Genomic DNA, 26,309 nt, shown 5'->3' on the forward strand with positions numbered 1-26,309 from the left:
CGGGCGTCAGCGGCTGCCGGCGGCGTCGCAGGCCGTCGCCGGCAACGGGACGGGGACGACCGCCAGCGCTCGCGCGCTCGGAAGGCGGAAGACCAGCAGGGCCCCGAGCGCCAGCAGCCAGACCGTCACGGTGCCGTAGGCCAGGGCCAGGTCGATGCCGCTGGAGAGCGCGTCGCGGACCGTCGTCCCCTCCCGCAGCGCGACGGCTTCGGGCGAGCCGCCCGCCCGGAACGCGGTGTCGCCGGCCGCCAGGCGCTCGGCCAGGCGGTGCAGCTCCGCGTCGCTCGACGAGGCCGGCAGCGCGCCCTTCAGCGACGACGTCACGCCCGCGACGAAGACCGCGCCGACCAGCGCGATGTTGACCGCCAGGCTGATCATGCGGGCGCTCATGTCGATGCCCGAGGCCATCCCGGCCCGCGCGGCCGGCAGCGCGCCGGTGGTGGCGTTCGAGACCGGGGTGTTGGTCAGCCCCAGCCCGGTCCCGGCGATCACGCAGCCGGGGAGCAGCGTCAGCCAGCCCGCGCCGTCGACCTGGGTGCCGATCGCCATCAGCACGAATCCGAGCCCGATCGTGAAGAGGCCGAGCGGGATCACGACGCCGGGCCGGTAGCGGTTCGTCAGCCGCTCCGCCAGCGGCGGCACCAGCAGCGTCGGCAGGGTGTACGACAGCAGCGCGGCCCCGGCCGCGAGCCCGCTGTAGCCCAGGCCCTGCTCGAAGAACAGCGGCAGGTAGATCATCAGCGGCCAGAAGCTGAAGTTCATGCCGACGGCGCCGAGCAGGGCGCCGGAGAACGCCGGCACGCGGAAGACCGAGAAGTCGACCATCGGGTCCGCGCTGCGGCGCTCGACGACGACGAAGGCGGGCAGGCAGAGCAGCGCGGCGAGCGCCCCGACCAGCGCCTGGGGGTCGTCGACGCCGGCCGCCGGCGCGCGGGTGATGAAGAACGCCGCGCCGAGCACGCCGAGCGACAGCAGCGCCATGCCGGGCAGGTCGAGCCGCATGCGCCCCGGGTCGCGGGACTCCTCGACGCCCCCGCGGACCAGGAGCACGGTCAGGATCGCGATCGGCAGGTGGACGAGGAAGACCCAGCGCCAGTCGAGCAGCGCGATGATCCCCGCCCCGACGATCGGGCCGAAGCCGAGGCCGACGCCGAAGACGACGCCCCAGGCGGCGAACGCCGTCCGCCGCGGCCGGCCGTCGGGGAACCGCTGCGAGAGGTTGGCGAGCAGGCCGATCAGCATCACCCCGCCACTCGCGCCCTGCAGCGCCCGGGCGCCGATCAGCACGGCCATGTCGGACGCCAGCCCGCAGAGCAGCGACGCGGCGCCGAACGCCACCACGGCGACGACGAGCGTACGACGGCGGCCGTAGCGGTCGGCGATCGTGCCGGCAGCCATCAGGACCGAGACCACCGCGATGGTGTACGCGTTCATCACCCACTGCAGGGAGGAGAACCCGCTGCCGAGGTCGTCCTCGATCGCCGACAGCGACACCGGCACGCTCGAGATCTCCAGCCCGAACATGAGCGACGCGAGGCAGATTCCGAGGAGAGCCACGACGTCGCGGCGGGAGAGCTCACTCATCGAACGGATTGTGCCGCCCGGCCATCCAAGACGGAAATGATTCAATTGGCGAACATCCATCGATCGGCCTCATGAATCAACGAGACTTCGACCCGGCGCTCCTGCGGACGTTCGCCGCCGTCGTGGAGCACGGCGGCTTCACCCGCGCCGCCGAACGGCTGCACCTGAGTCAGTCGGCGGTCAGCCACCAGATCCGCCGGCTGGAGGAGCAGGCGGGGCGGCCGCTGCTGGCGCGGACGACGCGCACGCTCTCGTTGACCGAGGACGGCGAGGAGTTCCTCTGCCACGCCGAGCACGTGCTGGCCGCCCACGAGGCGCTCCTCGGCCGCTTCAATCCCTCGCTCGTCTCCGGCGTCGTGCGGTTCGGCGTGCCGGACAACTACCTCGGCGACCGGCTGCCCGGGCTGCTGGCCCGGTTCGCCCGCACCCATCCGGCGGTGCGGCTGGAGGCGACCGTGGCCGGCTACTTCGACCTGCGGACGATGGTCCACGCCGGCGAGCTGGACCTCGCGGTCACGCTCTCGACGGTGATCGCGGCGGGCGAGGTCGCCTTGCGCCGGACCCAGTTCGTGTGGGCGGCGACCGCGGGCTTCCGGCGTCCCGACGAGGGGCCGCTGTCGCTGGCCTTCCAGCCGGCGCCGTGCGTCCATCGCACCGTCGCCCTCGACGCCCTGGTCGACGCGGGCATCCAGTGGCGGATCGCCTTCACCTCGCTCAACGCGGAGGGCGTGCGGGCGGCGACGGAGGCCGGCCTCGGCGTGACCGCGATCCCGCACGACGAGCTGCGGCCGGGGATCGTCGACGTCGGCGAGCGCCTGAGCCTGCCGCCGCTGCCCGAGGCGACCTTCGTGTTGCTCTGGGCGGACCGGGAGCGGACCGCCGCGGCCGCCGAGCTCGGCCAGCTCCTGACCGACGCGCCCGCGCCGTCGACTTCCCCGGTCGGCGGCGTCCCGGCCTAGGAGGCCCGTCGAAGAAGACGGGCGGGCCGCCGAGCTCTCGACCGGCCCCGCGGAGCCACCACCACCAACGACGGCGGCCGTCCCGAGGGACGGCCGCCGTTCGAACTGCTCCGGTCGATCGCGCGCGGCGACCGACCGGGTCCAACCACGGTCCCGGAGCGGGACCGAGGGCTGGCTACATCATGCCGCCCATGCCGCCCATGTCGGGCATGCCACCACCGGCACCGGCCGGCTCGGGCAGGTCCGCGACGACGGCCTCGGTGGTCAGGATGTTCTTGGCGATCGAGGCCGCGTTCTGCAGCGCCGAGCGGGTGACCTTGGCCGGATCGACGACGCCGGCCTTGACCAGGTCCTCGAGCTCACCGGTGGAGGCGTTGAGGCCGACACCCGGCTTCGCGTTGCGGACCTCGTTGATCACGACGGAGCCCTCGAGCCCGGCGTTGAACGAGATCTGGCGGAGCGGCTCCTCGAGCGAGCGCAGCACGATCTTCGCGCCGGTCTTCTCGTCGTCCTCGAGGTCGGAGACGTCGACCTTCAGGCCGGCCTGCAGCAGCGCCACGCCGCCGCCGGGGACGATGCCCTCTTCGAGCGCTGCGCGGGTCGCCTGGAGGGCGTCCTCGACACGGTGCTTCTTCTCCTTGAGCTCCGTCTCGGTGGCCGCGCCGACCTTGACGACGGCGACGCCGCCGGAGAGCTTGGCGAGGCGCTCCTGGAGCTTCTCGCGATCGAAGTCGGAGTCGGTGTTCTCGACCTCGGACTTGATCTGGCTGATGCGGCCCTTGATGGCCTCCGCGTCACCGTTGCCGTCGACGATCGTCGTGTTGTCCTTGGCGACGACGACGCGGCGAGCGCGACCCAGCTGGTTGATCTGGGTGTTCTCGAGCTTCAGCCCGAGATCCTCGGTGATGACCTCGGCGCCCGTGAGGATCGCGATGTCCTCGAGGATCCGCTTGCGGCGGTCGCCGAAGCCCGGGGCCTTGACCGCGACGCCGGTGAAGGTGCCACGGAGCTTGTTGACGACCAGGGTCGCCAGGGCCTCGCCCTCGACGTCCTCGGCGATGATCAGGATCGGCTTGCCGGCCTGGATGACCTGCTCCAGGACGGGCAGCACGTCGCGGACGGCGCCGATCTTGGAGTTCGCGATGAGGATGTAGGGATCCTCCAGCACGGCCTCCATGCGGTCCTGATCCGTGACCATGTAGGGCGAGACGTAGCCCTTGTCGAACTGCATGCCCTCGGTGAACTCGAGGTCGATGCCGAACGTCTGGCCCTCTTCGACGTTGACGACGCCGTCCTTGCCGACCTTGTCGATGGCGTCGGCGATGACGTCACCGATCTCCGAGTCGCGCGAGGAGATGGTCGCCACGCGGGCGATCTCGTCCTTGCCGGCGATCTCGGTCGACTGCTCGGCGATCGCGGTGACGATCTGCTCGACGGCCTTCTCGATGCCGCGCTTGAGGGCGAGCGGGTTGGCGCCGGCCGTGACGTTCTTCAGGCCCTGCTTGACGATCGCCTGGGCGAGCACCGTGGCCGTCGTCGTGCCGTCGCCGGCGACGTCGTTGGTCGCCGTGGCGACCTCGCGGACGAGCTGCGCGCCCTGGTTCTCGAAGACGTCCTCGACCTCGATCTCACGAGCGATCGTGACACCGTCGTTCGTGATCGTCGGAGCGCCGAACTTCTTGTCGAGGACGACGTAGCGGCCCTTCGGCCCCAGGGTCACCTTGACGGCGTTGGCGACGGCGTCGACGCCGGCCTCGAGGGCCTGACGCGCTTCCGTACCGAACTTGAGCTGCTTAGCCATGTGAGTGTTCCTTCTTCTCAGTCTCGGAGGTATCGGCGTTAGCCGATGACCTTGGCCAGGACGTCGCTCTCGCGGAGAACGAGGAGCTCCTCGCCGTCCACCTTGATCTCGGTGCCGCCGTACTTGCTGTAGAGGACCTTGTCCCCGACCGCGACGTCGAGCGGAATCCGCTTCTCGCCGTCCTCGTCCCAACGGCCGTTGCCGGCGGCGAGGACCTCGCCCTTCTGGGGCTTCTCCTTGGCGGTGTCGGGGAGCACCAGGCCGCTGGCCGTGGTCTGCTCCTCGTCGATGGCGCGAACGATCAGGCGATCGCCGAGCGGCTGAAGCGAGATGGACATATGGGTCCCTCCGTCGGGCGGTGTTGCGAACAAGAACTCGTCGGCACTCTCACCGCGAGAGTGCCAACCCGCAGCGGAGTCTAACGGTTCGAGTGCACTCGTCAACCCTCGTTGGCACTCTTGCACTGTGAGTGCCAACACGGCTCCGGGAACTGCCTGCTCGCGGCCGGTTCCCGCCGGCCGCGGCGATCGCCACGGCGGCGACGAGCGACCGGCGGCGCCCCCGTGAGCGAGCGTCGCAGCGCTCCGCGAGGGGCGCAGCGCGGTCCCCCGGGCCCTTCACGGGCATCTCCCGCACGCCGAGGACAAGCCTTGACAGAGCAAGTGTCCAAAATGCGTCCAGCCGAACGGGCGTTTGGCCGAGGTCAGCGACCGGCGCTCGGTACGGTGTCCGCGAGTCCCCCAAACCGACCGGCCGCGGTTCCCGGTCGCCCGTCAGAAGAGGCCCTATGCCCACGCCCCACTCGCCCGTGCGGAGCCGCCCAGCCACCCAGCTGCGTCGGCGTGCCGCCCGCGTCGCCGCGACGCTGCTCGTCGCCACCGCGACCACCGCCATCGCCACCAGCAGCGCCAGCGCGGCACCCGCCCCGCTGCCGAGCACCGACCTGGGCGTCGTCGCCCGGCCCTCGCTCGCTCCCTGGTCGAACCTCGACCTCTACTGGTTCCAGGACAGCGCCGTCGACCCGGCCACCGGCGACCTGCTGCTGACCGTCGATGGCGCCGTACGCGGTGGCAACCTGATGCGCGTCCCCCGCGGCGCGAGCGAACCCAGCGGAGCGATCGCGCTCGAGCTGCGGTACCCCGGCGCGATCGGCATCGCGCCCGACGGAACGACCTACGTCACGCACAACGCCGGTTCGAGCAGCGCCGTCTCGGTGATCGAGCCCGGCGAGACCTACAGCGACGCGCACCGCCCCCGCACGATCCCGGTCGACGCCGGCCCGATCGCGATCGCCGTCGCGGCCAACGGCACCGCCTACGTCGCCAACCACGGCAGCAACACCGTCTCGGTCATCAGCCCCGGGGTGTCGTACACGGCCAGCGAACCGCCGACGATCGCGGTCGGCTCCCGCCCGAGCGGCATCGCGATCGCCCCCGACGGCCGGATCCTGGTCACCAACGAGGGCGAGGGCACCGTCTCGGTGATCGAGCCGAACGCGCCGCTGAACGCGACCCCGTCGCGGATCACCGTCGGCGCGGGGCCCTCGAGCATCGCCGTCGACCGCCCGCGCAAGGTCGCCTACGTGACCAACGACGGCGACCACACGCTGTCGCGGATCGACCTCACCCCGAGCGTCGGGCGGGCATCGAACGCCGCCCGGACGGCTCGCGTCGCGCTCCGCGCGCAGACCCCGGTGCCCAGCGTCCCGGTGCAGTCGCAGCCGACCGACAGCGACCCGCGGACCAAGAACGACCACCTGAGCGACGTCTCGGTCGCCGCCGACGGGACGGTCTACGTCAGCTTCGAGCGTGGCGACGCGCCCGGCTCGCTGCTCGTCGTCGACCCGGCCGTCGCCTACGACCGCAGCGACCTGCCGCGGGAGATCGCGGTCGGGGACCTCCCGTTCTCGCTCGCCATCGACGCCCGCGAGAACACCGGCACGATCTACGTGCCGAACGCGGGCAACGGCACCGTCTCGGTGATCGACCAGGCCACGATCGCGTTCGACACCAACGGCGATCTCGACGCCCACGTGACGCGTCGCGACGGCCTGCCCACCGGCGGTGACGTCGTCTTCACGACCGCCACCTCCGCCCCCGACAAGCCCCTGGCCGTCGTCCCGGTCGACGCCACCGGCCACGCGGTCGCCCCCGCCGGGTCGCTGGCCGCCGGCACGGAGGTCACCGCGACCTACCGCCCCCGCGGCGACAAGGGCGCGAGTCTGCTCGCCGCCACCGGCGCCTACGTTCCGACGCCCGGTCCGGTCGCGGTCCCGCCGATCCTGGTCCCGCAGCCGAACCCCGATCCGCCGCGGAAGCCCGTTCCGGCCCCGGCCCCGGCCCCGAGCCCGGTCGAGCGCGCCAACCTCGGCTCGAGCCAGGTCCGCCGAATCGAGACCGTGCTCGCCGGTCGCGCCGCGATTCGCGTGCGCTGCCCCGAGCGCTGCCAGCTGCGCGGCAACCTGATGGTGAGCCGCGCGACCGCCAAGCGGCTCGGCCTGCGCTCGCGGATCATCGGCACGGTCCGCGGCGACGGCCAGGGCTGGGTCGAGGCTCGCGTCCGCCTGCGGCCCTCCGCGGTGCGCTCGCTGCGGCGCTCCCCGCGCAGCCTGAAGGCCACGATCCGCGTCGGCGGCGCCGGCAAGGGCCAGACGGTCGGGTTCCGGATCAAGGCCGATCCGAAGCCGCCCCGCCGCTCCTGAACCAGCGACGGTTGCCGTCAGGCCGCGTCGCGAGAGCGGCGCGGCCTGACGGACGGCCGCAGGCGGCCCGCGGATGACCCGCGGGACGGCCGGGGCGAGCGACGATCTGTCGCGCGCCCGGCCGGCCTGCGGCTAGCGAACCGGCAACACCGTGCTCGAGGCGCCGCGGACCGTTCGGTCCCCCCGGACCGCCCCGCGGTACCACGCCTGGACGCCCCGCTCACCGCGGGCCAGCTTGACCGAGACCCGGAAGCTGCCGTCGGCGTTGGGGGTCACAACCCGCTTGAGCCTGGTCGTCTGCGCGGCGCCGGAGCCCCGGGTCGCGACGATCGCGACGGGCTCGTCGGCGATCGCCTTGCGCAGCACCCCGACCACCGTCAGCGTCCGGGTCCCGGCGCGCCGCTTGACGCGCCCGGCGGCCCGCAGCTGGAGCGACGGTGCCGGCCCGGTCAGCAGCCGCGGCGAGCGGAAGACCGCCCCCAGATCAGGATCCTGGAGGGCGGCGCCGCCGCCGAACAGGGCGGCGACCGCCGGGGTCGTGGCCCCCGGGGTCGGCAGCACGGCGACCGTCCGGCCACCGTCGCGGGTGACGAAGCCACCCGAGCGGGTCAGCAGCACGCCGGCCTGGGCGTTGCTGAACTCGATTCCCTCGCCGGACGCGTCCGAGACGCCGGGACCGCCGTCGCCGAGCGCCGGGACCGTCACCCGCCGCTGGAACCGCTTGCCCCCGTCGGTGGTCCGGTAGAGCGTCGAGCCGACCAGCGCGAAGCCGGCCTTGGCCGTGACCAGCTGCAGGTCGTCGGTGCCCCGCGGCAGCGTCGCCCGTCCCCAGTGCTGGCCGCCGTCGGTCGAGCGGACCGCGAGCTTGCCGCTCGACGCGATCACGGTCCGGCCCTGGGCGACGACCTCGGAGAAGCCGCGGCCCTGGAGCACGCCGGCGCTGACCGGTTCGGTCTTCGCCGGGTCGGCAAGCCGGACGACGCCGCGCTGGCCGACGACGATCGGGACGTTGCCGGAGACGGCGATCGCCGAAGGCCGGATCGCCGAGAGGTCCGCCCAGACGGTCCAGGCGCCGTCGGCGAAGCGTCGCAGCGTGCCGTCGTCGGCCAGCGCGACCAGCGCCCCGTCGACGGAGACGACCCGGCGGAAGGCCGGCGCCTCGGGCAGCGGGACGTCCCGCCAGCTCGCACCGTGGTCGGACGAGACGTGCAGGCGACCGACGCTGGGGATCGCCAGCAGCCCGTGGGCGCCGAGCGAACCGGGACGGTCGCCCCCGGAGGCGATCGGCTGGTAGCGCGTCGCCCCGAGGTCGGCCGTCCGGACCGCGTCGCTCCTGCCGTCGCCGGTGGGTTCCATCCCGACGATCGTGGCGGCGGCCGGCGCCTGGGCCTCGGTCCGCGGCAACGCGGCGACGCGCGCCCCGAAGGCCGCACCGTCGAACCGCAGCGCGCTGCGGCGGTTGGCGTCCTTGGCCGCGTGCACGCCGACGACGCAGCTCCCGGCCGGGTCGCAGACGATCGCGTCGATCGCGACCGCGCCCGCCCCCGGCAGATCGTCGGGCACGGGCACGGCGTGGCGGACGAACGTCTCGCCGCGGTCTGTCGAGACCAGCAGCGCGTCGCCCGCCCCGACGAGCAGGGCACCGTCGGCCCGCCGCGCGAGGCCGGCCAGCAGCGGCAGGCTGTCGAGCAGCGGGTTGGCCGTCGGCGCCGGGACGGTCGGGGTGGTCGGCGGGGCCGGAACGGTCTCACCGGGGGTCGCCGGCGGGGCTGGCGCGGTCTCCGCGGGCGGCACGGCCGGTGCGGCAGGGTCCGCCGGCGGGGTCGGGCCGGGCAGCTTCAGGCCCTGCCACGAGACTCCGCCGTCGGTCGTCCGCTGGAGCGCTGCCGCTGCGGGACCAGCGGCCACGATCCGGAAGCCGGTGTTGACGTCGAGGGCCGCCTGCGGCCCCGTTTCGCCCGCGTTGACGACCGTCCAGGTCGTGCCACCGTCGAGCGAACGCCAGGTCCGGGTCGGGATCGAGGCGAAGACGACCCGATCGTCGAGCACGGTCAGCTGCGGCGTGTTGCCGGAGCACCCGGCGAGCGGCTCGCCGGCCCAGGTCAGGCCACGGTCGGTCGAGCGCCGGATCCGGCAGTCGTCGGCCAGCAGCAGCTGGTCGGGCCCGGCGAGGGCGAGGCGCGTCCACCCGGCGTCGTCCTTGTTGACGGTGACGAGCCCGACCCGCGACCCTGCCGCGCTGGTGACGGCGATCGGGATCCCCTCGCCCCGGTCGCCGCGACCGAGCACCGCGGTGGTCGATCCGGCGGCGGCGACGTGGGCCGGCTTCCCGACCCCGATCGGCCCGGGGGCCTCCCACCCGGACCAGGTCGTGGCGGCGGACGGGACCGCTCCGGCCACGGCTGGGAACAACACGAGACTGCCGCACAGGACTGCGGCAGCCGAGAACACGCTTCTCGACCTCATAGGTCATCTCCTGGCTCACGGTCGCGGGACACGACCGATGCCTTGGAGAACCCACGGCCCGGGCCGAAGTTGCGGCACGGGCGGCGGGCGACCGGTTCGAGAGGGGGAGCGAGCGTCCGGCCGGCCGCGTCCCGAGCGGCCTCGACCGGCGTGCCCGAAGCGGCTAGGTGGCGACCGGCTGGCGCTCGCCCGGGCGAGCTTCGTCGCCGGTGGCGACCCGCTCGCGCTCCTGCTCCTCGAGCGCCAGCTCGACGCCGCTCTTGGTCCCCAGCGCGTGCTCCTGGAGGAACCAGACTGCGGCGAAGGCGACCAGCCCGAGCGGGGCCGCGACCAGGAAGATCTCGGCCACGCCGGTGCCGTAGGCGTGCTCGACGACCGCGCGGACGGGCTCGGGGAGGGTCGCGAGGTCGGGGATGTTGCTGCCGCCGCCCGCCGCCGCGCCGTCGATGCCACGGGCCGCCAGGCCCTCGCTGACCGAGGAGCCGACCTTGCTGCCGAGGATCGCCCCGAGCGCGGAGACGCCGATCGCGCCGCCGAGGCTGCGGAAGAAGGCGATCAGGGCCGAGCCGGCGCCGATCTCGCTGGCCGGGATCACGTTCTGGACGGCGAGGATCAGGTTCTGCATGACCATCCCGATCCCGGCGCCGAGCACGAGCATGAAGAGACCGACCTCGACCAGGCTGGTGCGCTCGTCGATCGTGCCCATCAGGACCAGGCCGACGGTCAAGGCGACCGTGCCGGCGAGCATGAAGCGCTTGTAGTGGCCGTGGACCGAGATCCGCCGACCCGAGATCGTCGAGGAGGCGAACAGGCCGATCACCATCGGGATCGTCAGCAGACCGGACTCGGTCGGGCTGTAGCCGCGGGCAAGCTGCATGTACTGGGTGAGGAAGACCGTGGTGCCGAACATCGCCACGCCGATCGCGACCGAGGCGATCACGGCCATCACGACCGTGCGGTTCTGGAACAGGTCGAGCGGGATCAGCGGCTCGGGCGCCCGGCGCTCGACGAGGACCGCACCGATCAGGAACACGATCCCGCCGATCACCATCGCGGCGCTCTGGCCGCTGACCCAGTCGAAGTTCTTGCCGGCGAGCGAGACCCAGATCAGGATCGAGGAGACACCCGCGGCGAGCAGGACGCCGCCGGCGACGTCGATGTGGACGTCGTCGCGCTTCTTGGTCGGGAGCTTCAGCGTCCGCTGGAGCAGGATCAGCGCGAACAGCGCGAACGGGACCCCGACGAAGAAGCAGTAGCGCCAGCCGAGGCTGTCGGTGAGGAGCCCGCCGATCACCGGACCGGCGACCGTGCCGAGCCCGAAGACCGCCCCGAGGTAGCCCATGTAGCGGCCACGCTCACGGGGTGAGACGAGGTCGGAGAGGATCACCTGGACGAGCGCGGTCAGCGCGCCGACCCCGATCCCCTGGATCGCACGACAGGCGATCAGCCAGCTGGTCGAGGTCGCGAAGCCGGCCAGGATCGAGCCGGCAAGGTAGATCACGAGGCCGAGCTGGATCAGCTGCTTGCGGTTGAAGAGGTCCGACAGCTTGCCCCAGATCGGGGTGCTGATCGTCATCGTCAGGAGCGTCGCGGTGACGACCCAGGTGTAGGCGGACTGGCCGCCCTCGAGGTCGGCGATGATCTCCGGCAGCGCGGCCGAGACGACCGTGCTCGAGAGGATCGCGACGAACATCGCGAGCAGTAGCCCGGACAGCGCCTCGAGGATCTGACGGTGGGACATCTGCCCTCCGGCAGGCCCCGTGGGAGTGGTGGTGGTACTCATCAGGCGTGCTCCTCGTTCCCGGGCGCGAACGTCGCGCCGGGCTCTTCGTGGGTGCCGCCGACGGGCGACGGCACGGCAGGGTGGTGGCCGGACGCCCCGGCCGCGGTGGGGGCGGCGGGCGGGGTCAGGCCGGCCCGCAGGCGGACCAGGCCGCCGGCGAGGGCGTCGACCTCGCCGGCGTCCCAGCCGTCGACCGCGCGCTGGACGGTGGCGACCAGCCGCTCGTGTGCGTGCTCGAGCCTGGCCTTGCCGGCGGCGGACAGCGCCACCAGGCTCGACCGCCGGTCGTGCGGGTCGCTGACCCGGTCGACGAGCCCGTCGTCCTCCAGCGCCTGGATCTGACGGCTGGCGACCGACAGGTTGACCTGGAGGTCGGCGGCGATGTCGCTGATCCGGGCCGGCCCGAGCCGGTGGACCGCGCCGAGCGTGATCAGCCCGACGACGGCGTGCTCGATCCCCGCGCAACGCTGGAGATCGCGACGGATCGCGGAGAGGGAGTAGAGGGCCTGCGCGAGACCCTCGATGTCGGCGGAAGGCTGCGGCATGCTCGAGGTCCGTTCGCACTTTTACGTGCTTACGGCAAGCAACAATAGCAAGACCATTGCATTCTGCAACCTATTTTCTGTGCCATGGCGCACGCACGAGCGCCCGCGAGCGGGCCGGGCACCGATGACGGGCCGGCGCGACCGGGCGGCATCGCCGCGGTCACGCCACCCTCGAGAGCACTACCGCCCGGCCGTCACGGCCGGGCCCGCCTCACCGCTACGGCGTCGCGAGAACGCCGCTGCAGGCCGAGGTGACGGCGGCGACGAACCGGTCGACCTCGTCCTCGGTGGTGTCGAAGGAGCACATCCAGCGAACCTCGCCGGTGCCCTCGTCCCAGGTGTAGAAGCGCCAGTCCGCCCGCAGGGCGTCGGCCACGCCGGGCGGCAGCAGCGCGAAGACCGCGTTCGCCTCGACCGCCTGGGTGATCGTGACCCCGGCCACCGAGCGGATCCCGTCGGCCAGCCGGGTGGCCATCGCGTTCGCGTGGCCGGCACTGCGCCGCCAGAGGTCGTCCTCGAGCAGGGCGACGAACTGCGCCCCGAGGAACCGCCCCTTCGAGGCGAGTTGCAACGTCTGCTTCCGCAGGTAGGCCATCCCGTCGCCGAGCGCGTCGTTCAGCACGACGACCGCCTCGCCCCCGAGCAGGCCGTTCTTGGTCCCGCCGAAGGAGACGACGTCGGCCCCGACGTCGGTGCTGATCGCGCGCAGGGGCACGTCCAGACCGGCGGCGGCGTTGGCCAGCCGCGAGCCGTCGAGGTGCAGCACGAGCCCGTGCCCGTGGGCGTGCTCCGCCAGGGCGGTCAGCTCGTCCGGCGTGTAGCGCGTGCCGAGCTCCGTGCTCTGCGCGACCGACACGACCCGCGGCTGGACCGCGTGCTCGTCGCCGACCCGTGCCAGCTGCCCGTCGACCAGGCTCGGGGTGAGCTTGCCGTCGGGCGTCGCGATCGTCAGCAGCTTGACCCCGGCGATCGCCTCGGGCGCGCCGCCCTCGTCGACGTTGACGTGGGCGGTCTCGGCGCAGATCACCGCCTGCCACGGCCGACAGAGCGCCCGGAAGGCCAGCACGTTCGCGCCGGTCCCGTTGAAGACCAGCCACGAGCGGGCCGCGGGGCCGAACTGCCCGCGCAACAGCTCCTCGGCGCGGGTGGTCCAGGCGTCTTCGCCGTAGGCGACGTCGTGGTCGACGTTGGCCTCGGCGATCGCCGCCAGGACCTCCGGATGGACCCCCGCGTAGTTGTCGGAGGCGAACCCCTTCACGCGGCCACCGGCTCCCGCGGGCTCGCGCTCGGGAGCGTCCGCGCCGGACGCTGCAGGGCGTCCTCCAGGCCCCGCTGCAGCGAGACGTAGAAGATCGAGAGCGGGAACTCGTCGTCGCGGACCTGGTCGATGTAGGAGCGCGGGTCGGCGACCTCCTCGAACGACGCTCCGGCCCAGACCGAGCCGGAGGCCGGTGCCACGTACGTGGCGACGAGCGCGTGGGCCGCGCTCCAGTGCTGGAGCTTGGTGCGGTCGATCCCGGTCCGGTAGAGGTCCTCGACCAGCGCGCGCAGCTCGAGCACGCCCTCGCCGACGTGCTCCCAGTCGATCGTCAGGCGGTTGTCGGTCCAGTGCAGGCGGTGGGTGCGGTGCAGGTAGGCGAACAGCAGCTGCCCGCCGAGCCCGTCGTAGTTGCGGATCCGGGTGCCGGTGACCGGGAACCGGAACAGCCGGTCGAAGAGGATCGCGTACTGCGCGTCACGGCCGACGGCCATGCCCTCGGCCTCGAGCCGGACGGCCTCGCCGAAGGCGGTCAGGTCGCAGCGGAGCTCCTCCAGCGAGTACATCCAGTACGGCATCCGCTGACGGATCATGAACGGGTCGAACGGGAGGTCGCCGTGGCTGTGGGCGCGGTCGTGGACCAGGTCCCAGAGCTTGAAGGCGTCCTCGGCCATCCGCTGCGAGCTCAGCAGCGCCGCCGCGTCGGGCGGGAGGTTCAGCCGCAGCGTCGAGGCCGCGGCCTTCCCGATCCGCCGGAAGCGCTCGGCCTCGCGGTCGCAGAAGATCCCGCCGAAGTGGTTGGCCGGCTTGCCCTTGACCGAGACCGTCTCGGGGAAGAGCACCGCGCACTCGCTGTCGTAGCCCGAGGTGTAGTCGACGAACTGGACGGGGAGGTACTTCTCGTTGTCGTAGGGGCCGCGCTCGAGCTGGGCCAGCCACTCCGGCCACGGGATCCGGATCAGCAGCGCCTCGAAGGCGGTGTCGCGCGACCCGTTCTGCTTGTACATCGGGAAGACGACCAGGTGCTCGATCCCGTCGCGACGCTCCTGGTCGGGACGGAACACGTCGAGCGAGCGCGTGAAGTCGGGCACGCCGAAGCCCTCGGCGGCCCACTGCTCGATGTCCGCGACGACCGCGTCGAGGTACTCGGCCTGGTGCGGCAGGTGCGGCGCCAGCCGGCCGATCGCGGAGGTGATCGCCGGGACCCGCTCGGCCGCGCCGCTCTCCGCCACCTGATCGGGAGCGATCGAGCCGTCGGGCTGCTGCCAGGTGCGCAGGGCCTCGACCTCGGCCAGCAGCACCGGCCAGGCCGGATCCTCGTACGCGGCCGACGCCGGCGCCTGCTCCTCGGTGCGGAAGGCCCCGCCCGCCGCCCAGAAGACGAGGTTCTGCCAGAGCGCGTCGTGGTCCTCGTGGTCGAGGCAGTCGTCGCCGAATAGGTCGGAGTCCCCGAGCACGACGACGCGCCCGGCCCCCGCCTCGACGACGGCGGCCAGCGGCTCACCGGGATGGGAGGACGCCCGCCCGGCACGGGCGATCGCGCGTGCCTCGCCGGACAGCTCGAGCGTCGCGGCCCGGTAGAAGCAGGCCGACTCGACCCGCGCCAGCAGGTCGACGCCGCCGACCGCCGTGGGGACGACATCGGCGAGCACCCAGTGCGGGGCCTCGCGGTGCTGCTCGTAGTCGGAGACGACGTCGCTGCGGACCTGGATGCCGAAGCGCTCCAGCAGGCCGTTGACGTTGTTGCCGTACTTGTCCTGCTCCTCCTCACCGAGGACGACGAGGCCGCCCCCGGCGCGGACGAACGCCTCGATCGCCTCGATCTCGTTCCCGGCGAGGACGGGAGAACCGCCGGGCACCGTCCGCTCCCAGCGCGGATCGGAAGGATGGGCGATCACGAGCACGTCGGCGTCGGCCAGCGCCTCGGCGTCGAGCGGACCGTCGGTGTGAGCGACGGGCTCGATGTCCCACGAGCGAAGGCGCTCGGCGGCGTGGGCGTAGGACGAGTCCTGGGGGTGCGCGGGCTGGATCGCGTGCGCGACCTCGGGACGAATCGTCCACGCCTCATTGTGCGCCTCGTCGAACAGGACGCGGGCTATCGGGCGACGAGAATGCATGGGGGAAACCTCCGGGCGCATGACGATGGGACAACGGTATTCCCCCCTGGATCCGCTGTCTATGCCATTTCGCATCGACTTCGTGCAAGAATCGAACCTATCGACGACACAGATCGACAGATTCTTGCGCTCCTACTCGAGGACGGCCGCCGCACCTACGACGACGTCGCCGCGCGGGTCTCGCTCAGCGCCCCGTCGGCCAAGCGACGGATCGACCGACTGCGCGCCAACGGGACCGTCCGCGGCTTCACCGCGGTCATCGACCACAGCGCGCTCGGGTTCGAGACCGAGGCGCTGATCGAGCTGTTCTACGGGCCCGCGGTCCAGCTCGACGAGGTCGCGACCTCGCTCCGCACCCGGCCGGAGGTCGTCGAGGCCTGGAGCGTGACCGGCGACGCCGACGCGATCGCCCGCGTCCGGACCCGCGACAACGCCGACCTCGAGCGGCTGATCCGCGACCTCCAGCGCGACGGCTCGGTCGTCCGGACCCGCTCCCAGGTCGTGCTCTCCCGCCTCGTCGGCGGCGGCGACCACCCGCTCACCTGACGCGGCAGGCCATCGGCCCGACGCGGAGACCTCCCGAGCCGGGCTGACCCTTCCAGCCACACCCGAGGGGATGCGCAGGTCGCCGTCACCTGAGCGGGTCGGCCAGCTCCCCATCCCCCACCCCACCCAGGTCGTCCCGCGAGGGTGCCGGATCGCGGATGCAGGGGGAGGATGCAGGTCGAAGAGGCCCGCGGGTGGATGTGCGGTGGCCGTAGGCCGAGCAGGTCGGCCAGCTCCCCACCCCACCCAGGTCGTCCCGCGAGGGTGCCGGATCGTGGATGCAGGGGGAGGATGCAGGTCGAGCCACGGACGGAGTCCATGGCTCGACCGAAGACGATGCCCTGCGCCGCGAGGCGGCGGCCTCGCGGGACGACCTAGTTCTGGGCGCCGCCGATACCCAGCCGCGCGTCGGCGTAGCCGGGCGGGCCGGAGACGATCTGGCTGAAGCGCACGACCGTGACGACGTCGTCCTCGGTCACCGTCCGGCCGTAGATCTGCTCGAGGAAGTGGATCAGCTCGTCGTGCCGACGGAACTCGGGGTTGTCGTGCTCGATGTCGCGGGGCGACAGATCACGGACCCGCTTGACCTCGACGGCATCGATCACGGCCTCGAAGATCTTCTCCCGCGGCGAGAACTGGTACCCGATGGTCACGAGCACCGCCTGGTTCTTGCGGTACTTGTGGGACTTGTCGCCCAACCGGATCGTGGCCGTCTTTCGGCCCCGCTTCAGCTGGTCGGCAAAGATTCGCGAATAGAAGTTCAGGACCTGCATCGGCTCATGAACCCTAACGACCGTTGGCGTTCCGGGCCAAGGCCGCAGCGGCCATCTCACGATCGCCCGGGAAGCTGAGCTCGCGAACCGCCCGTTCCAACGGCATCCAGGAGACGTCGGAGACCTCGAATCCGTCGGGCATCGGGTCGCCCTCGACGTAGGCGCAGAGGTACATCCGGACGGTCTTGCGGATCCGCTTGCCGTCGCGCTGGTACCAGTAGACGACCTCGCCGAGCCGCTCGCGAACCCGCGCGGTGATGCTCGTCTCCTCGTAGATCTCGCGGAGGGCGGCGGTCGGCGGGTCCTCCCCTTCCTCGGGGTGGCCCTTCGGCAGAGTCACGACCGTCCGACCGTCCGGGCGGACCGGCTGGATCACCAGGCAGGTGTCGTCGCGGACGACGACGCCCCCGCACGAGAACTCGCGCTCGGTCGGGCCTCCGCCGCCGTTGGCCCCGCCCCGTCCCCCACGACGGCGGCGACGCGACGGGCGCGACCCGGAACCGCCGCCCTTGCCCTTCCCGCGCGGGCGGCCGGCCATCAGTACACGTAGCGGCCGAGAGCCGCCGGATCGTGCACGAGGATCCGGCCCCGACCCTGCTTGAGCACGCCGGCCCGCTCCAGCACGGCCAGGAACCGGCTGGCGGACTCCCGCGAGCTGCCGGCGAGCTGGGCGATGTCGGCCTGGGTGATCCGGATCTCGACCTCGGGATCCTCGTTGCCCTCCGCCCGCGCCTGCTCGACGAGCCGCGCCATCACGCCGGCCACCCGCGACTGGACGGTCTGGAACGACTGCCGCGATAGGCGCTCGTTGGCCTCGCGCAGGCGACGGCCGAGGGCGACCACGAGCTTGGCGGAGATCTCCGGGTGCTCGCGCATCAGCCGACGCATGTCGCCGGCGAGGATCGCCAGCGCCTGGACCCGGTCGAGCGCCTCGACCGTCGCCGAGCGGCGGTCGGTGTCGAACATCGCCAGCTCACCGAAGATGTCGCCGGTCCCGAAGTGGGCGAGGGTGATCGCGCGACCGTCGGGGTGGTGCCGCACGGCGCGGCAGTGCCCCTCCTTGACGATGTAGCAGGTGTCCGACTTGTCGCCTTCGCGGAAGATCACCTGCTGCGGCGAGAAGCGCCGCGGGACCGCGACCTCGGCGACGCGGGCCAGGTCCTCGGGCCCCAACGTCTCGAACACCGGCACCCGGCCAAGAAGCTCGAGCGTCGGGTCGTTTTCTGTCACCTGCTCGGCATGGCCCACCAGTGGGAAATACCACACTCCTCGGACGGTCGGGCGTTATTTGCGCCGCGCAACCGTCGCGATCTACGCCGTCCGGACGCGGGAATCGCCGTCCACCAGACGGTTCGCGCCACAACCAGGGCATCACGAGAGCGGACGGCACGATCTCGACCAGGTCGCTCGCCGCGGGTCCTCCGGCCGAGCCGTTTCCGACCCAACGGGCGTTCGGTGCGGGTCCCCGACCGGCGGCGGGCCGTCGCTGCTCGTGCGTGCGCCGCCGCCACCGGCGTCGGCGGGCGCAGCGGCGACGCGCTCCGGGGGCCGCTACCAGCGCAGCAGCCGGGGGTCGTTCGAGGTCACCCCGGTCACGCCGCTGGCCGCCAGCGCGCTCGCGCGGGCGCTGTCGTCGACCGTCCACGCGTAGAGCTCGCCGTGGGCGGTGATCTGGCGCGCGAAGGTCGGGGTGACCAGCGACCAGTGGGCCATCACCGCGTCGATCCGGCCGGCCCGGAGCGCGGCGATCAGCACCCGCGGCAGGACCCGGCGGGCGACGACCAGGGCCCCGAGCGCGAGCGGCCGGGTCGCCGGCAAGGCGAGGTAGTCGCGGCGTACGCGCGGCACCGACCAGCCCAGCCGCAGCGACGGCTCCAGCTCGCGGATGCGGGCCAGCGTCGGACGCTCCATCGTCGAGATCAGCGTCCGGTCGACCAACTCGCGCTCACGCAGGGCGTTCACGATCTGGAGCTCGTCCCCGACCGCCTTGACGTCGAGGTTGATGCCGATGTGGGCCAGGTCCGGCTCGGCCAGCCGGTCGAGCGCCGCGGCCAGCGTCGGCGCGTCGGGACGGGCGATCAGGGCCTCCGGGTCGTGGGCCAGCCGGAGCCCACCGTGGCCGTCGGGCAGCGCGTCGAACTCGACCGCGTCGACGCCCAGCTCGGCCGCCCGCTCGATGCTCTCCAGCGTGTTGCCGGGCACGACCGCGTCACAGCCCTTGTGGCCGATCCGGAGGGTCCGGCCCGCGGCCCGTGCCGCCGTCCCCGGCCACGGTGTACGGCACTCCACACGGTCCTCCACGGCGGTCTCCTCGTCGGTCCTGGTCTCGTCGTTCACGGCAGTCTCGTCGTTCTCGGTGCTCTCGTGGCGCAGGGCCGACGCGCGCCCGGACGACCCGGCGCCGCCGGCGTCCCGCGGCGTGCGCCGGGCGCGCGGCTCAGCGCTGGCATCCCGGGCACCAGTAGGTCGTGCGGTTGGCGTCGCCGAGCCCTCGCTGGGCGATCGGGGTGCCGCAGCGCGGGCACGGCTGGCCGCTGCGTCCGTAGACCTCTCTCGGCCGCAGACGGGTGCCCTCGCGGGCACAGCGCTGGATCCCGGGAGCGATCGCCGCCAGGACCGCGCGCAGCTCGTCGTCGCTCGTCCGCCCGAGCGGCCGCGCCGGGTCGATCCCCGCCGCGTGGCAGCCCTCGCTCTTCCAGACGTTCCCGATCCCCGCGACGTTGCGCTGCTGGAGCAGGGCCTCGGCGACCGGCTCGCCCGGATCGGCCCGGCGGATCCGCTGGACGACCTCGTCCTCGTCGAAGCCCTGCTCGACGCAGATGTCGGGGCCGAGCGCCCGCAGCCGCGGGTCGCGTGCGACCGCAGTCGCCGTCCGCAGCTCCAGCAGCGGCCCGTCGAACTCGATCGCGTCGTAGGCCCCACGCCCGAGCACCAGCCAGGCCCGCCGCAGCGAGCGGCCGCCGGCCGGTGCCGGTCCGGCCAGCTCGCGGACCGCCCACTGGCCGGTCATCCGCAGGTGGCTGTGGATCACGCTGTCGTCGTCGAAGCGGATCAGGAGGTGCTTGCCGCGAGCCTCGACCGCCGTCACCGTGCGCCCGGCCAGCCGTGCCTCCCAGCCGCGCGGGCGGGTCCGCGGGTGCGGCGTACGGACCCGGTCGAGCGGGCCGCCGAGCAGCACGCCGCGCAGGCGCAGGGCCGCGTGGTGGATGGTGTCGCCCTCGGGCATCGCTGCTGCGGAGGCTACGGACCTCGGCCGCAGCGTCCGCCACCACGCCGTTACCGGAGCGCTGCCACCACGGCGGCGACCGCCGCCTCGACGTCGGCCACGGTCGCGATCCCCGGGCCGGCCGGAAGCGACGGACGGGCCACCAGCAGGACCGGGATCCCCCGTTCGCGGGCCGCGTCGAGCTTGGCGCGGGTCGCGTCCCCGCCGCTGTCCTTGGTCACCACCACGTCGATCCGCTCGCGTTCGAGCAGCGCCCGCTCGTCGGCGAGCGCGAACGGCCCGCGCGCGAGCAGCAGCTCGTGATCGGGTGGCAGCGGGCCGACCGGCGGGTCGATGCTGCGGATCAGGAACCGGACCCCGGCGACCGCGGCGAAGGCGGCGACCTCCTGGCGGCCGATCGTCAGCAACGCCCGCCGGCCGAGCGCCGCGACCTGCGTGGCCGCGTCGTCGAGGTCGGTGGCGAGACGCCAGTCGTCGCCCGTCTGCGGCGTCCAGCCCGGGCGGCGCAGCGCGATCAGCGGCGCGCCGCTGGCGGCGCAGGCGGTCGCCGCGTTGCCGGAGATCCGGGCCGCGAACGGATGGGTCGCGTCGACCACCGCCCGCACGCCGTGGTCGGCGATCCAGCGCGCCAGCTCGTCGGCGCCGCCGAAGCCGCCGCTGCGGACCTCGCCCGCGACCGCCCCGGGCTCGTCGACCCGACCGGCCAGCGAGCTGATCACGCGCAGGCCCGGCCGCCCCGCCAAGGCCGCGGCCACGGCGCGGCCCTCGCTGGTGCCGCCGAGCAGCAGGATCGTCGCGGCGGGCGCGGGTGCCGGTCGCCCGTCTCCGGCCGGCTCGGTGCCGCTCATGCCCGCGCCAGGTACTTGGTCGGCGCCGAGCGGAAGCCGGCGGGGGTCAACAGCGGCTCGAGCGGATGGCCGATCACGTCGAGCCCGTCGATCCGCTCCAGCTGCAGGCCCTTGCGCGGGAGCGACCCCGCCCGGCCGGAGACGACCGCGTCGACCAGCGCCGCGAGGGCCAACGGCAGGCGCGCGTCGTCGTAGCTCACCAGCACCTGCACACCCTTGCCGGAGCGGTCGCAGAAGAGCACCGGGTCGGGACCGACGAGGACCACTCGCGCGCCCTGCGTCCGCTGCGGGTGCGGCGCCGTGGCGGTCGCCGGACGCCGCGGGTGGGCGTGCTCCTCCTCCGCGACGTCGAGGCTCGGCCACGGCAGCAGCGTCCCGTACGGCTGGGCGGGATCGGTCGCGTCGAGGGTCGTGGCCGGCAGCGGCCGTCCGCCTTCGTCGGTCGCCGACGCCCGGCCCGCGTCGACGCGATCGACGGCCTGGGCTCGCAGCCGCTCGACCGCCCCCGGCAGCGCGAACTGCGCCCCGCCGAGCCCCTCGACGAAGTACCCGCGACGGCAGACGCCCAGCGTCTCCAGCGCCCCGAAGCTGTCGTAGAGGGTCGAGAACCCGCCCGAGATGCCCTCGGCGCGCACGTGCTCGCGGGTCACGATCCCGTGCCGCTCGAGCAGCAGCTCGGCCAGCGTCCGCCGCCGCAGGCCGGGGTCGACCGGCGGGGTGGGCGGGTCCCCCATCCCCGGGACGAACAGCGGCGCGGTCAGCGAGAAGCGGCCCTGGGTCGCGCTCGGCCCGGATCCCGCCGCCCGCGGCCCGAAGCGCCGACGGCCGGCGACGCCGCGGCCGCGGGGCGAGGCGACCGCGCGGGCCGCCGGGGGCTTCATCCCCGCTCGGCCCGCCCGCAGGGGCGCGAACACGTCGCAGGTCACCTCGCCGGCCCAGATCAGGTCCCAGAGCGCGTCGCGAAGGCCGTCGGGCTCGTGCGGGAGCGCGGCGAGCATCTCGCTGAAGAAGGCCGGGCGCGCGGCCAGCAGCCCGCGCAGCGCGTCGTGGAGCGGGCCCGACGGGCCGGCGTCGTCGGGGCGGGCCGGCGGACGACCCGGGATCCCCGGAGCCCCCGGTGCCGGCAGCGAGACCGTCGGGTCGCGGACGGCCCGGCCCATCGGCGGACCGATCGCGGCGACATCGTCGCGGAAGTACAGCGCGACCCGTCCGCGCGACGTGCGCGCGCCGCCGCCGAGCGATCCCGCACCGACCCAGACGACCTCGCCCGAGGCGCAGAGCCCGTCGAGCCAGGCCGGCGAGTACGCCCCGAGCCGCCGCGGCAGCACCTCGCGCTCCCACAGCTCGACCGGCAGCGCCAGCCCCTGGAGCGGGACCAGGATCTCGCGCAGGCGATCGGGGCCGGCCCCGGACGCGCGGTGGCGGTCGATCCCCTGCCAGCCGATCGCGAACGGCACCAGCGCCCGCGGGTCGACCGGCTCGATCTCCTGCCGCAGGACCGCCAGCGACATCCGCCGCAGCCGCCGCAGGACCTCCGGATCGCACCACTCCGTCTCCGTGCCGCCGGGGCGGATCTCGCCGCGGACCAGCTCGTCCTCGCGCAGCAGCTCGCGCAGGACGGCGGTCGCGTCGACCCCGTAGCGCTCGCGCAGCTGCTGGTCGACGAACGGCCCGTTGGTCGCGGCGTAGCGGACGACCAGCCGCCGCAGCGCGTCGGGCACGTCGTGCAGGAAGGCCTCCGGCAGGCCGCCGGGCGGGACCGCGCCGAGCGCGTCGCGGAAGAGCCCGGCGTCATCGGCGGCGATCCAGCGCTCCTCGGGCGGGTGAGCACCGATCCGCATCCGGATCGCGCGCCGTTCGCGGTCGAGCAGCTCGAGCCACTCCGTCGCCCGCGCCCGCAGCGCCGCACGAGCCGGGTCCACGCCCGGGTCACCCGCCATCGTCCCAACCGCCACGCCCCCGCCGACGGCGTCGGGCGGCGCGATCCGCTCGACGACCTCGTCGAAGCGCAGGTCGCCGACCCGCCGCAGGATCTCGGCCAACCCGTCGGGCGAGGTCGCCCGGGTCCGCTCCGAACGGTGCTGGAGGCTGGCCTCCAGCTCGGCCAGCGCGCTCTCGTCGAGCAGGTCCCGCAGCTCGTCCTGTCCGAGCAGCTCGCGCAGCAGGTCGCGGTCGAGCGAGAGCGCCGCCGCCCGCCGTTCGGCGTTCGGCGCGTCGCCCTCGTACATGTACGTGGCGACGTAGTCGAACAGCAGCGACGACGCCATCGGCGACGCGGTCTGGGTCTCTACCTCGACCAGCGAGATCTCGCGCCGCTGGACCCGCCGCAGCAGCTCGGTCAGGCCGGGCACGTCGAGCACGTCCCGCAGGCACTCGCGGTAGGTCTCGAGGATGATCGGGAAGTCGGGGTACTGCTCGGCGACCTGGAGCAGCGACTGGGCCTTCAGGCGCTGCTGCCAGAGCGGTGTCCGCTGGCCGGGGCGGGCCCGCGGGATCAGCAGCGCGCGGCCGGCGTTCTCGCGGAAGCGAGCGCCGAAGAGGGCGCTGGTGCCGAGCTCGGCGACGATCAGGTCCTCGACCTCATCCGGGTCCGGGACCAGCAGCTCGACGACCGCAGCCCACCCCTCCTGGTCGTCGTCGGCCGCGTCGGGCAGGTGGATGATGATCCCGTCGTCGGACCAGATCGCGTCGGCCTCGAGCCCCAGCTCGTCGCGGATCCGGCGCGAGACGGCGAGCCCCCAGGCGGCGTGGACGCGGCCTCCGAACGGCGACAGCAGGCAGATCCGCCAGTCGCCGATCTCGTCCCGGAACCGCTCGAGCACGATCGCCTGGTCGGACGGGATCACCCGCGTCGCGTCCTGTTGCTCGCGCAGGAAGTCGAGCAGGTTGCGAGCGGCGAGCTGGTCGAGGTCGTAGTCGCGGACGAGCGTCGCCTCGTCCTGGTCGACCGCCCAGCGGCTGAAGGCCCCGATCGCCTCGCCCAGCGGCATCGGGCGTCCGCGCTGGTCGCCACGCCAGAACGGGACCGCACCGGGAGCGCCCGGGGCCGGGGTCACGATCACCCGGTCGCGGCCGATCTCCTCGATCCGCCAGGTCGACGCGCCGAGCAGGAAGGTCTGGCCGGCACGGGCCTCGTAGACCATCTCCTCGTCGAGCTCGCCGACCCGGCGGCCGTCGGGCAGGGTCACGCGGTAGAGGCCGCGGTCGGGGATCGTGCCGGCGTTGGCGATCGCCAGCCGTCCGGCGCCCTTGCGCGGCCGGACCGTGCCGCCGACCCGGTCCCAGACGATCCGCGGCCGCAGCTCGGCGAAGTCCTGCGACGGGTAGCGGCCGTCGAGCATGTCGAGGACCCGCTCGAACAGCTCCCGCGGCAGCTCGGCGTAGGAGTGGGTGCGGGTGACGAGCGCGAACAGCTCGTCGACGGAGATCCCGGGGTCGTCGCCGTCGTCGGCCGCCGCCGTGCCCGCGACGTCGCTGCTGGCCGCCTTCGCGCCGCGGGAGCCCTTCGCGCGCGAGCCGCCAGGCGGGCCGTCGGGGCCGTCGACCGAGGCGGCGATCGCCACCACCTGCTGGGCGAGCACGTCGAGCGCGTTCTTCGGCACGACGGTCGGCTCGATCGCGCCGTCGCGCATCCGGCGGGCGACGACCGCGCACTCGAGGAGGTCGGCGCGGAACTTGGGGAAGATCCGGCCCTTGGCCGTCTCGCCGACGCCGTGGCCGGCGCGGCCGATCCGCTGGAGCCCGGCGGCGACCGACTTCGGCGACTCGATCTGGAGGACCAGGTCGACCGCCCCCATGTCGATCCCCAGCTCGAGCGAGCTGGTCGCCACCAGGCACGGCAGCCGCCCGCCCTTCAGCAGCTCCTCGACGACCTCGCGCTCCTCGCGGGAGAGCGAGCCGTGGTGGGCGCGGGCGACCTCGATCGCGTGCGGGCCGGTGGGGTGGTGGGCGGAAGGCTGTCCGTGGTGGGCGGAAGGCGGTCCCTGCACGCCGACGATCTGGGTCTGGCTGCCGGCGGTCCCGCCGCCGGCGCCGGCGTCACCCGGCGTGGGGATCCGACGCGGCAGCGGCGGCTCGATCCGGGCGTGGCGGTCGGGGCCGGTCAGCGTGAGCTGCTCGTCCGGGTGGTGGCGAGCGGGGCGGGCCGGCGCCAGGGCCGACACGCCGAACGGGTCGCGGCCGGCGGCCGTTCCCGCCTCTGCGTCGCCGCCATCACCCTGCGCGCCGCCGCCCTCCTCGCTCTCGCCCTCGTCGTCGCCGGCGTCCGGGTCGTCGTCCTCGGGCAGGGTGCCGTCGCGCTGGGCGATCAGCCGCCGCAGCTCGCCGTCGCGGCGCTCGCGGGCGGCCGCCGGGTCCTCGTCCCAGCGGGCGTCGGGGTCGTCCACCGGGTCGCCGGTGCCGTTCTCCCGCGCGACGTCCTCGGCCCGCCGCTCGGCCAGCTCGTTGAGCCGCAGCGCCAGCCGCTCGGCGGAGCGGCGGCTGTTGACGAAGACGATCGTCGAGCGGTGCTGCTCGACCAGGTCGAGGATCTCCGGGTACATCGCCGGCCAGATCGAGTTGCGGGTCGACTCGCCGCCGACGACGGGCTCGAGCGGATCGAGGTCGGCGCCGCCGACGACCAGCTCGGCCGACGCGGTGCCGTCCGCCCCCTCCTCGCCGGATCCGGGTGACGTGGTCGCACCGTCGGCAACCGGCGCGCCGTTCGGGGCCCCGAGGTCCGCGCCGCTCTCCTCGCCGCCTGCCCCTCCGGGGCGACCCGCGTCCCTCGCGGGCCGCGAGCGCCCGGCCCCCGGCTCGGTCATCGACTCGACCGGGACCTGGATCCGCAGGTCCATCTTCTTGCGCTCGCCGGTCTCGACGATCCGACAGCGGCGGCGGGGGCCGACCAGGAAGCGGCCGACCTCCTCCAGCGGGTTCTGCGTCGCCGAGAGCCCGATCCGCTGGACCTCGTCGCCCGCCCACGCACCCGGCAGGTCGCCGGCCTCGCCCGCGGCACGCAGCGCCGACAGCCGTTCGAGGGTCAGCGCGAGGTGGCTGCCGCGCTTGGTCCCGGCGACGGCATGGATCTCGTCGATGATCACCGTCTCGACCCCGGACAGGATCTCCCGCGCGCCCGAGGTCAGCATCAGGAACAGCGACTCGGGGGTGGTGATCAGGACGTCCGGCGGCTTCCGCCGCATCGCGGCGCGATCGCGCTGCGGGGTGTCGCCGGTCCGCAGCCCGACCCGGATCGGGCCGGCGGCGTCGTCCGGGGTGGCGTCCTCGCCCGCGCGGGCCGCCTCGGCGGCACCGGCGGCGGCGATCCCCGCCAGCGGCGCCCGCAGGTTGCGGTCGACGTCGTGGCTGAGCGCCTTCAGCGGCGAGACGTAGAGCAGCCGGACCCGGCGCTGGTCGTCGGGGAGCGGCGCGGCGGCGAGCCGGTCGAGGCCCCAGAGGAACGCGGCGAGCGTCTTGCCCGAGCCGGTCGGGGCCGAGATCAGGACGTGCTCACCGGCCGAGATCAGCGGCCAGGCCTGCTCCTGGACGGCCGTCGGCCGGTCGAACGCGCGGGTGAACCAGTCGGCGACCCGGGGGGTGAAGGTCTCGAGGGCCACGAGTCTCCGAGACTACGCGCCCGTCCGGGGGACCGGACGGCCCGTGCGGTCCGTCGGTCCCCCTGCCCGGTGGCCACGTGGCGGCTCCGGGGCTTCCGTGGGTCCAGC

At 73.8% G+C, this 26,309-nt stretch carries 18 protein-coding genes; 3 read left to right on the top strand and 15 right to left on the bottom strand.

Annotated features, from left to right (window positions below; all coding sequences use genetic code 11):
* Positions 1-6: 6 nt before the first annotated feature.
* On the bottom strand, positions 7-1,584 hold the full coding sequence (locus ACVUH9_RS19245) for an MFS transporter (RefSeq protein ID WP_475759875.1): 1,578 nt from the start codon (positions 1,582-1,584) through the stop codon (positions 7-9).
* A 71-nt stretch (positions 1,585-1,655) separates the two neighbouring features.
* On the opposite strand from ACVUH9_RS19245, the gene ACVUH9_RS19250 reads away from it, so the two are divergent.
* Positions 1,656-2,543, top strand: coding sequence for a LysR family transcriptional regulator (locus ACVUH9_RS19250; RefSeq protein ID WP_475759877.1), 888 nt, complete (start codon positions 1,656-1,658; stop codon positions 2,541-2,543).
* A 175-nt stretch (positions 2,544-2,718) separates the two neighbouring features.
* On the opposite strand, the gene groL is transcribed toward ACVUH9_RS19250, so the two are convergent.
* Together groL and groES are read right to left on the bottom strand one after the other, a co-directional pair.
* Positions 2,719-4,344: a chaperonin GroEL gene (gene groL / locus ACVUH9_RS19255; RefSeq protein WP_475759879.1), complete on the bottom strand. Its 1,626-nt coding sequence runs from the start codon at positions 4,342-4,344 to the stop codon at positions 2,719-2,721.
* Between the two features lie 38 nt (positions 4,345-4,382).
* Positions 4,383-4,682: a co-chaperone GroES gene (gene groES / locus ACVUH9_RS19260; RefSeq protein WP_475759881.1), complete on the bottom strand. Its 300-nt coding sequence runs from the start codon at positions 4,680-4,682 to the stop codon at positions 4,383-4,385.
* Positions 4,683-5,131: 449 nt separating this feature from the next.
* Here groES and ACVUH9_RS19265 point away from each other — a divergent pair, with 449 nt between their 5' ends.
* Entirely contained in the window at positions 5,132-7,045 is a 1,914-nt protein-coding gene (locus tag ACVUH9_RS19265) for a hypothetical protein (RefSeq protein ID WP_475759883.1), read from the top strand.
* A gap of 132 nt (positions 7,046-7,177) precedes the next feature.
* Here the strand turns inward: ACVUH9_RS19265 and ACVUH9_RS19270 are convergent, their stop codons facing one another.
* The 5 genes from ACVUH9_RS19270 to ACVUH9_RS19290 all read right to left on the bottom strand — a co-directional run bounded on the left by ACVUH9_RS19270 (position 7,178) and on the right by ACVUH9_RS19290 (position 14,956).
* On the bottom strand, positions 7,178-9,460 hold the full coding sequence (locus ACVUH9_RS19270; protein ID WP_475759885.1) for a WD40/YVTN/BNR-like repeat-containing protein: 2,283 nt from the start codon (positions 9,458-9,460) through the stop codon (positions 7,178-7,180).
* 214 nt (positions 9,461-9,674) lie between these two features.
* Complete coding sequence (locus ACVUH9_RS19275; protein WP_475759887.1) at positions 9,675-11,294, bottom strand: MDR family MFS transporter; 1,620 nt, start codon at positions 11,292-11,294, stop codon at positions 9,675-9,677.
* Positions 11,294-11,839 (bottom strand): MarR family winged helix-turn-helix transcriptional regulator, encoded by a 546-nt coding sequence (locus ACVUH9_RS19280; RefSeq protein ID WP_475759889.1) that lies wholly within the window; start codon positions 11,837-11,839, stop codon positions 11,294-11,296. The genes ACVUH9_RS19275 and ACVUH9_RS19280 overlap by 1 nt, the downstream gene beginning before the upstream one ends.
* A 217-nt stretch (positions 11,840-12,056) precedes the next feature.
* Positions 12,057-13,097 (bottom strand): threonine aldolase family protein, encoded by a 1,041-nt coding sequence (locus ACVUH9_RS19285; protein ID WP_475759891.1) that lies wholly within the window; start codon positions 13,095-13,097, stop codon positions 12,057-12,059.
* On the bottom strand, positions 13,094-14,956 hold the full coding sequence (locus ACVUH9_RS19290; protein WP_475759893.1) for a DUF6421 family protein: 1,863 nt from the start codon (positions 14,954-14,956) through the stop codon (positions 13,094-13,096). Before ACVUH9_RS19290 ends, ACVUH9_RS19285 begins: the two co-directional genes overlap by 4 nt.
* Positions 14,957-14,983: 27 nt before the next feature.
* Here ACVUH9_RS19290 and ACVUH9_RS19295 point away from each other — a divergent pair, with 27 nt between their 5' ends.
* Positions 14,984-15,760: an Lrp/AsnC family transcriptional regulator gene (locus tag ACVUH9_RS19295; RefSeq protein ID WP_475759895.1), complete on the top strand. Its 777-nt coding sequence runs from the start codon at positions 14,984-14,986 to the stop codon at positions 15,758-15,760.
* Between the two features lie 374 nt (positions 15,761-16,134).
* Here the strand turns inward: ACVUH9_RS19295 and ACVUH9_RS19300 are convergent, their stop codons facing one another.
* The 7 genes from ACVUH9_RS19300 to ACVUH9_RS19330 form a co-directional block, all read right to left on the bottom strand.
* Positions 16,135-16,533, bottom strand: coding sequence for an ASCH domain-containing protein (locus ACVUH9_RS19300; protein ID WP_475759897.1), 399 nt, complete (start codon positions 16,531-16,533; stop codon positions 16,135-16,137).
* A 13-nt stretch (positions 16,534-16,546) separates the two neighbouring features.
* Positions 16,547-17,071, bottom strand: coding sequence for an NUDIX hydrolase (locus ACVUH9_RS19305; RefSeq protein WP_475759899.1), 525 nt, complete (start codon positions 17,069-17,071; stop codon positions 16,547-16,549).
* Positions 17,071-17,724: a Crp/Fnr family transcriptional regulator gene (locus tag ACVUH9_RS19310; RefSeq protein ID WP_475759901.1), complete on the bottom strand. Its 654-nt coding sequence runs from the start codon at positions 17,722-17,724 to the stop codon at positions 17,071-17,073. Before ACVUH9_RS19310 ends, ACVUH9_RS19305 begins: the two co-directional genes overlap by 1 nt.
* Before the next feature lie 360 nt (positions 17,725-18,084).
* Positions 18,085-18,870, bottom strand: a complete 786-nt coding sequence (locus ACVUH9_RS19315; RefSeq protein WP_475759903.1) for a glycerophosphodiester phosphodiesterase — start codon at positions 18,868-18,870, stop codon at positions 18,085-18,087.
* A 100-nt stretch (positions 18,871-18,970) separates the two neighbouring features.
* Positions 18,971-19,759, bottom strand: a complete 789-nt coding sequence (locus ACVUH9_RS19320) for an Fpg/Nei family DNA glycosylase (protein ID WP_475759904.1) — start codon at positions 19,757-19,759, stop codon at positions 18,971-18,973.
* Positions 19,760-19,809: 50 nt separating this feature from the next.
* Complete coding sequence (locus ACVUH9_RS19325) at positions 19,810-20,607, bottom strand: cobalt-precorrin-6A reductase (RefSeq protein WP_475759906.1); 798 nt, start codon at positions 20,605-20,607, stop codon at positions 19,810-19,812.
* Positions 20,604-26,201 (bottom strand): DEAD/DEAH box helicase, encoded by a 5,598-nt coding sequence (locus ACVUH9_RS19330; RefSeq protein WP_475759908.1) that lies wholly within the window; start codon positions 26,199-26,201, stop codon positions 20,604-20,606. Before ACVUH9_RS19330 ends, ACVUH9_RS19325 begins: the two co-directional genes overlap by 4 nt.
* Between the last annotated feature and the right edge of the window lie 108 nt (positions 26,202-26,309).

This window comes from Patulibacter ginsengiterrae (assembly GCF_056269115.1).

Coding starts and splice junctions, on each gene's coding strand:
- groL (WP_475759879.1), bottom strand. CDS start 4,344: ATGGCTAAGCAGCTCAAGTTCGGTACGGAAGCGCGTCAGGCCCTCGAG.
- ACVUH9_RS19300 (WP_475759897.1), bottom strand. CDS start 16,533: ATGCAGGTCCTGAACTTCTATTCGCGAATCTTTGCCGACCAGCTGAAG.
- ACVUH9_RS19250 (WP_475759877.1), top strand. CDS start 1,656: ATGAATCAACGAGACTTCGACCCGGCGCTCCTGCGGACGTTCGCCGCC.
- ACVUH9_RS19295 (WP_475759895.1), top strand. CDS start 14,984: ATGGGCGATCACGAGCACGTCGGCGTCGGCCAGCGCCTCGGCGTCGAG.
- groES (WP_475759881.1), bottom strand. CDS start 4,682: ATGTCCATCTCGCTTCAGCCGCTCGGCGATCGCCTGATCGTTCGCGCC.
- ACVUH9_RS19245 (WP_475759875.1), bottom strand. CDS start 1,584: ATGAGTGAGCTCTCCCGCCGCGACGTCGTGGCTCTCCTCGGAATCTGC.
- ACVUH9_RS19265 (WP_475759883.1), top strand. CDS start 5,132: ATGCCCACGCCCCACTCGCCCGTGCGGAGCCGCCCAGCCACCCAGCTG.
- ACVUH9_RS19280 (WP_475759889.1), bottom strand. CDS start 11,839: ATGCCGCAGCCTTCCGCCGACATCGAGGGTCTCGCGCAGGCCCTCTAC.
- ACVUH9_RS19325 (WP_475759906.1), bottom strand. CDS start 20,607: ATGAGCGGCACCGAGCCGGCCGGAGACGGGCGACCGGCACCCGCGCCC.
- ACVUH9_RS19275 (WP_475759887.1), bottom strand. CDS start 11,294: ATGAGTACCACCACCACTCCCACGGGGCCTGCCGGAGGGCAGATGTCC.
- ACVUH9_RS19320 (WP_475759904.1), bottom strand. CDS start 19,759: ATGCCCGAGGGCGACACCATCCACCACGCGGCCCTGCGCCTGCGCGGC.
- ACVUH9_RS19305 (WP_475759899.1), bottom strand. CDS start 17,071: ATGGCCGGCCGCCCGCGCGGGAAGGGCAAGGGCGGCGGTTCCGGGTCG.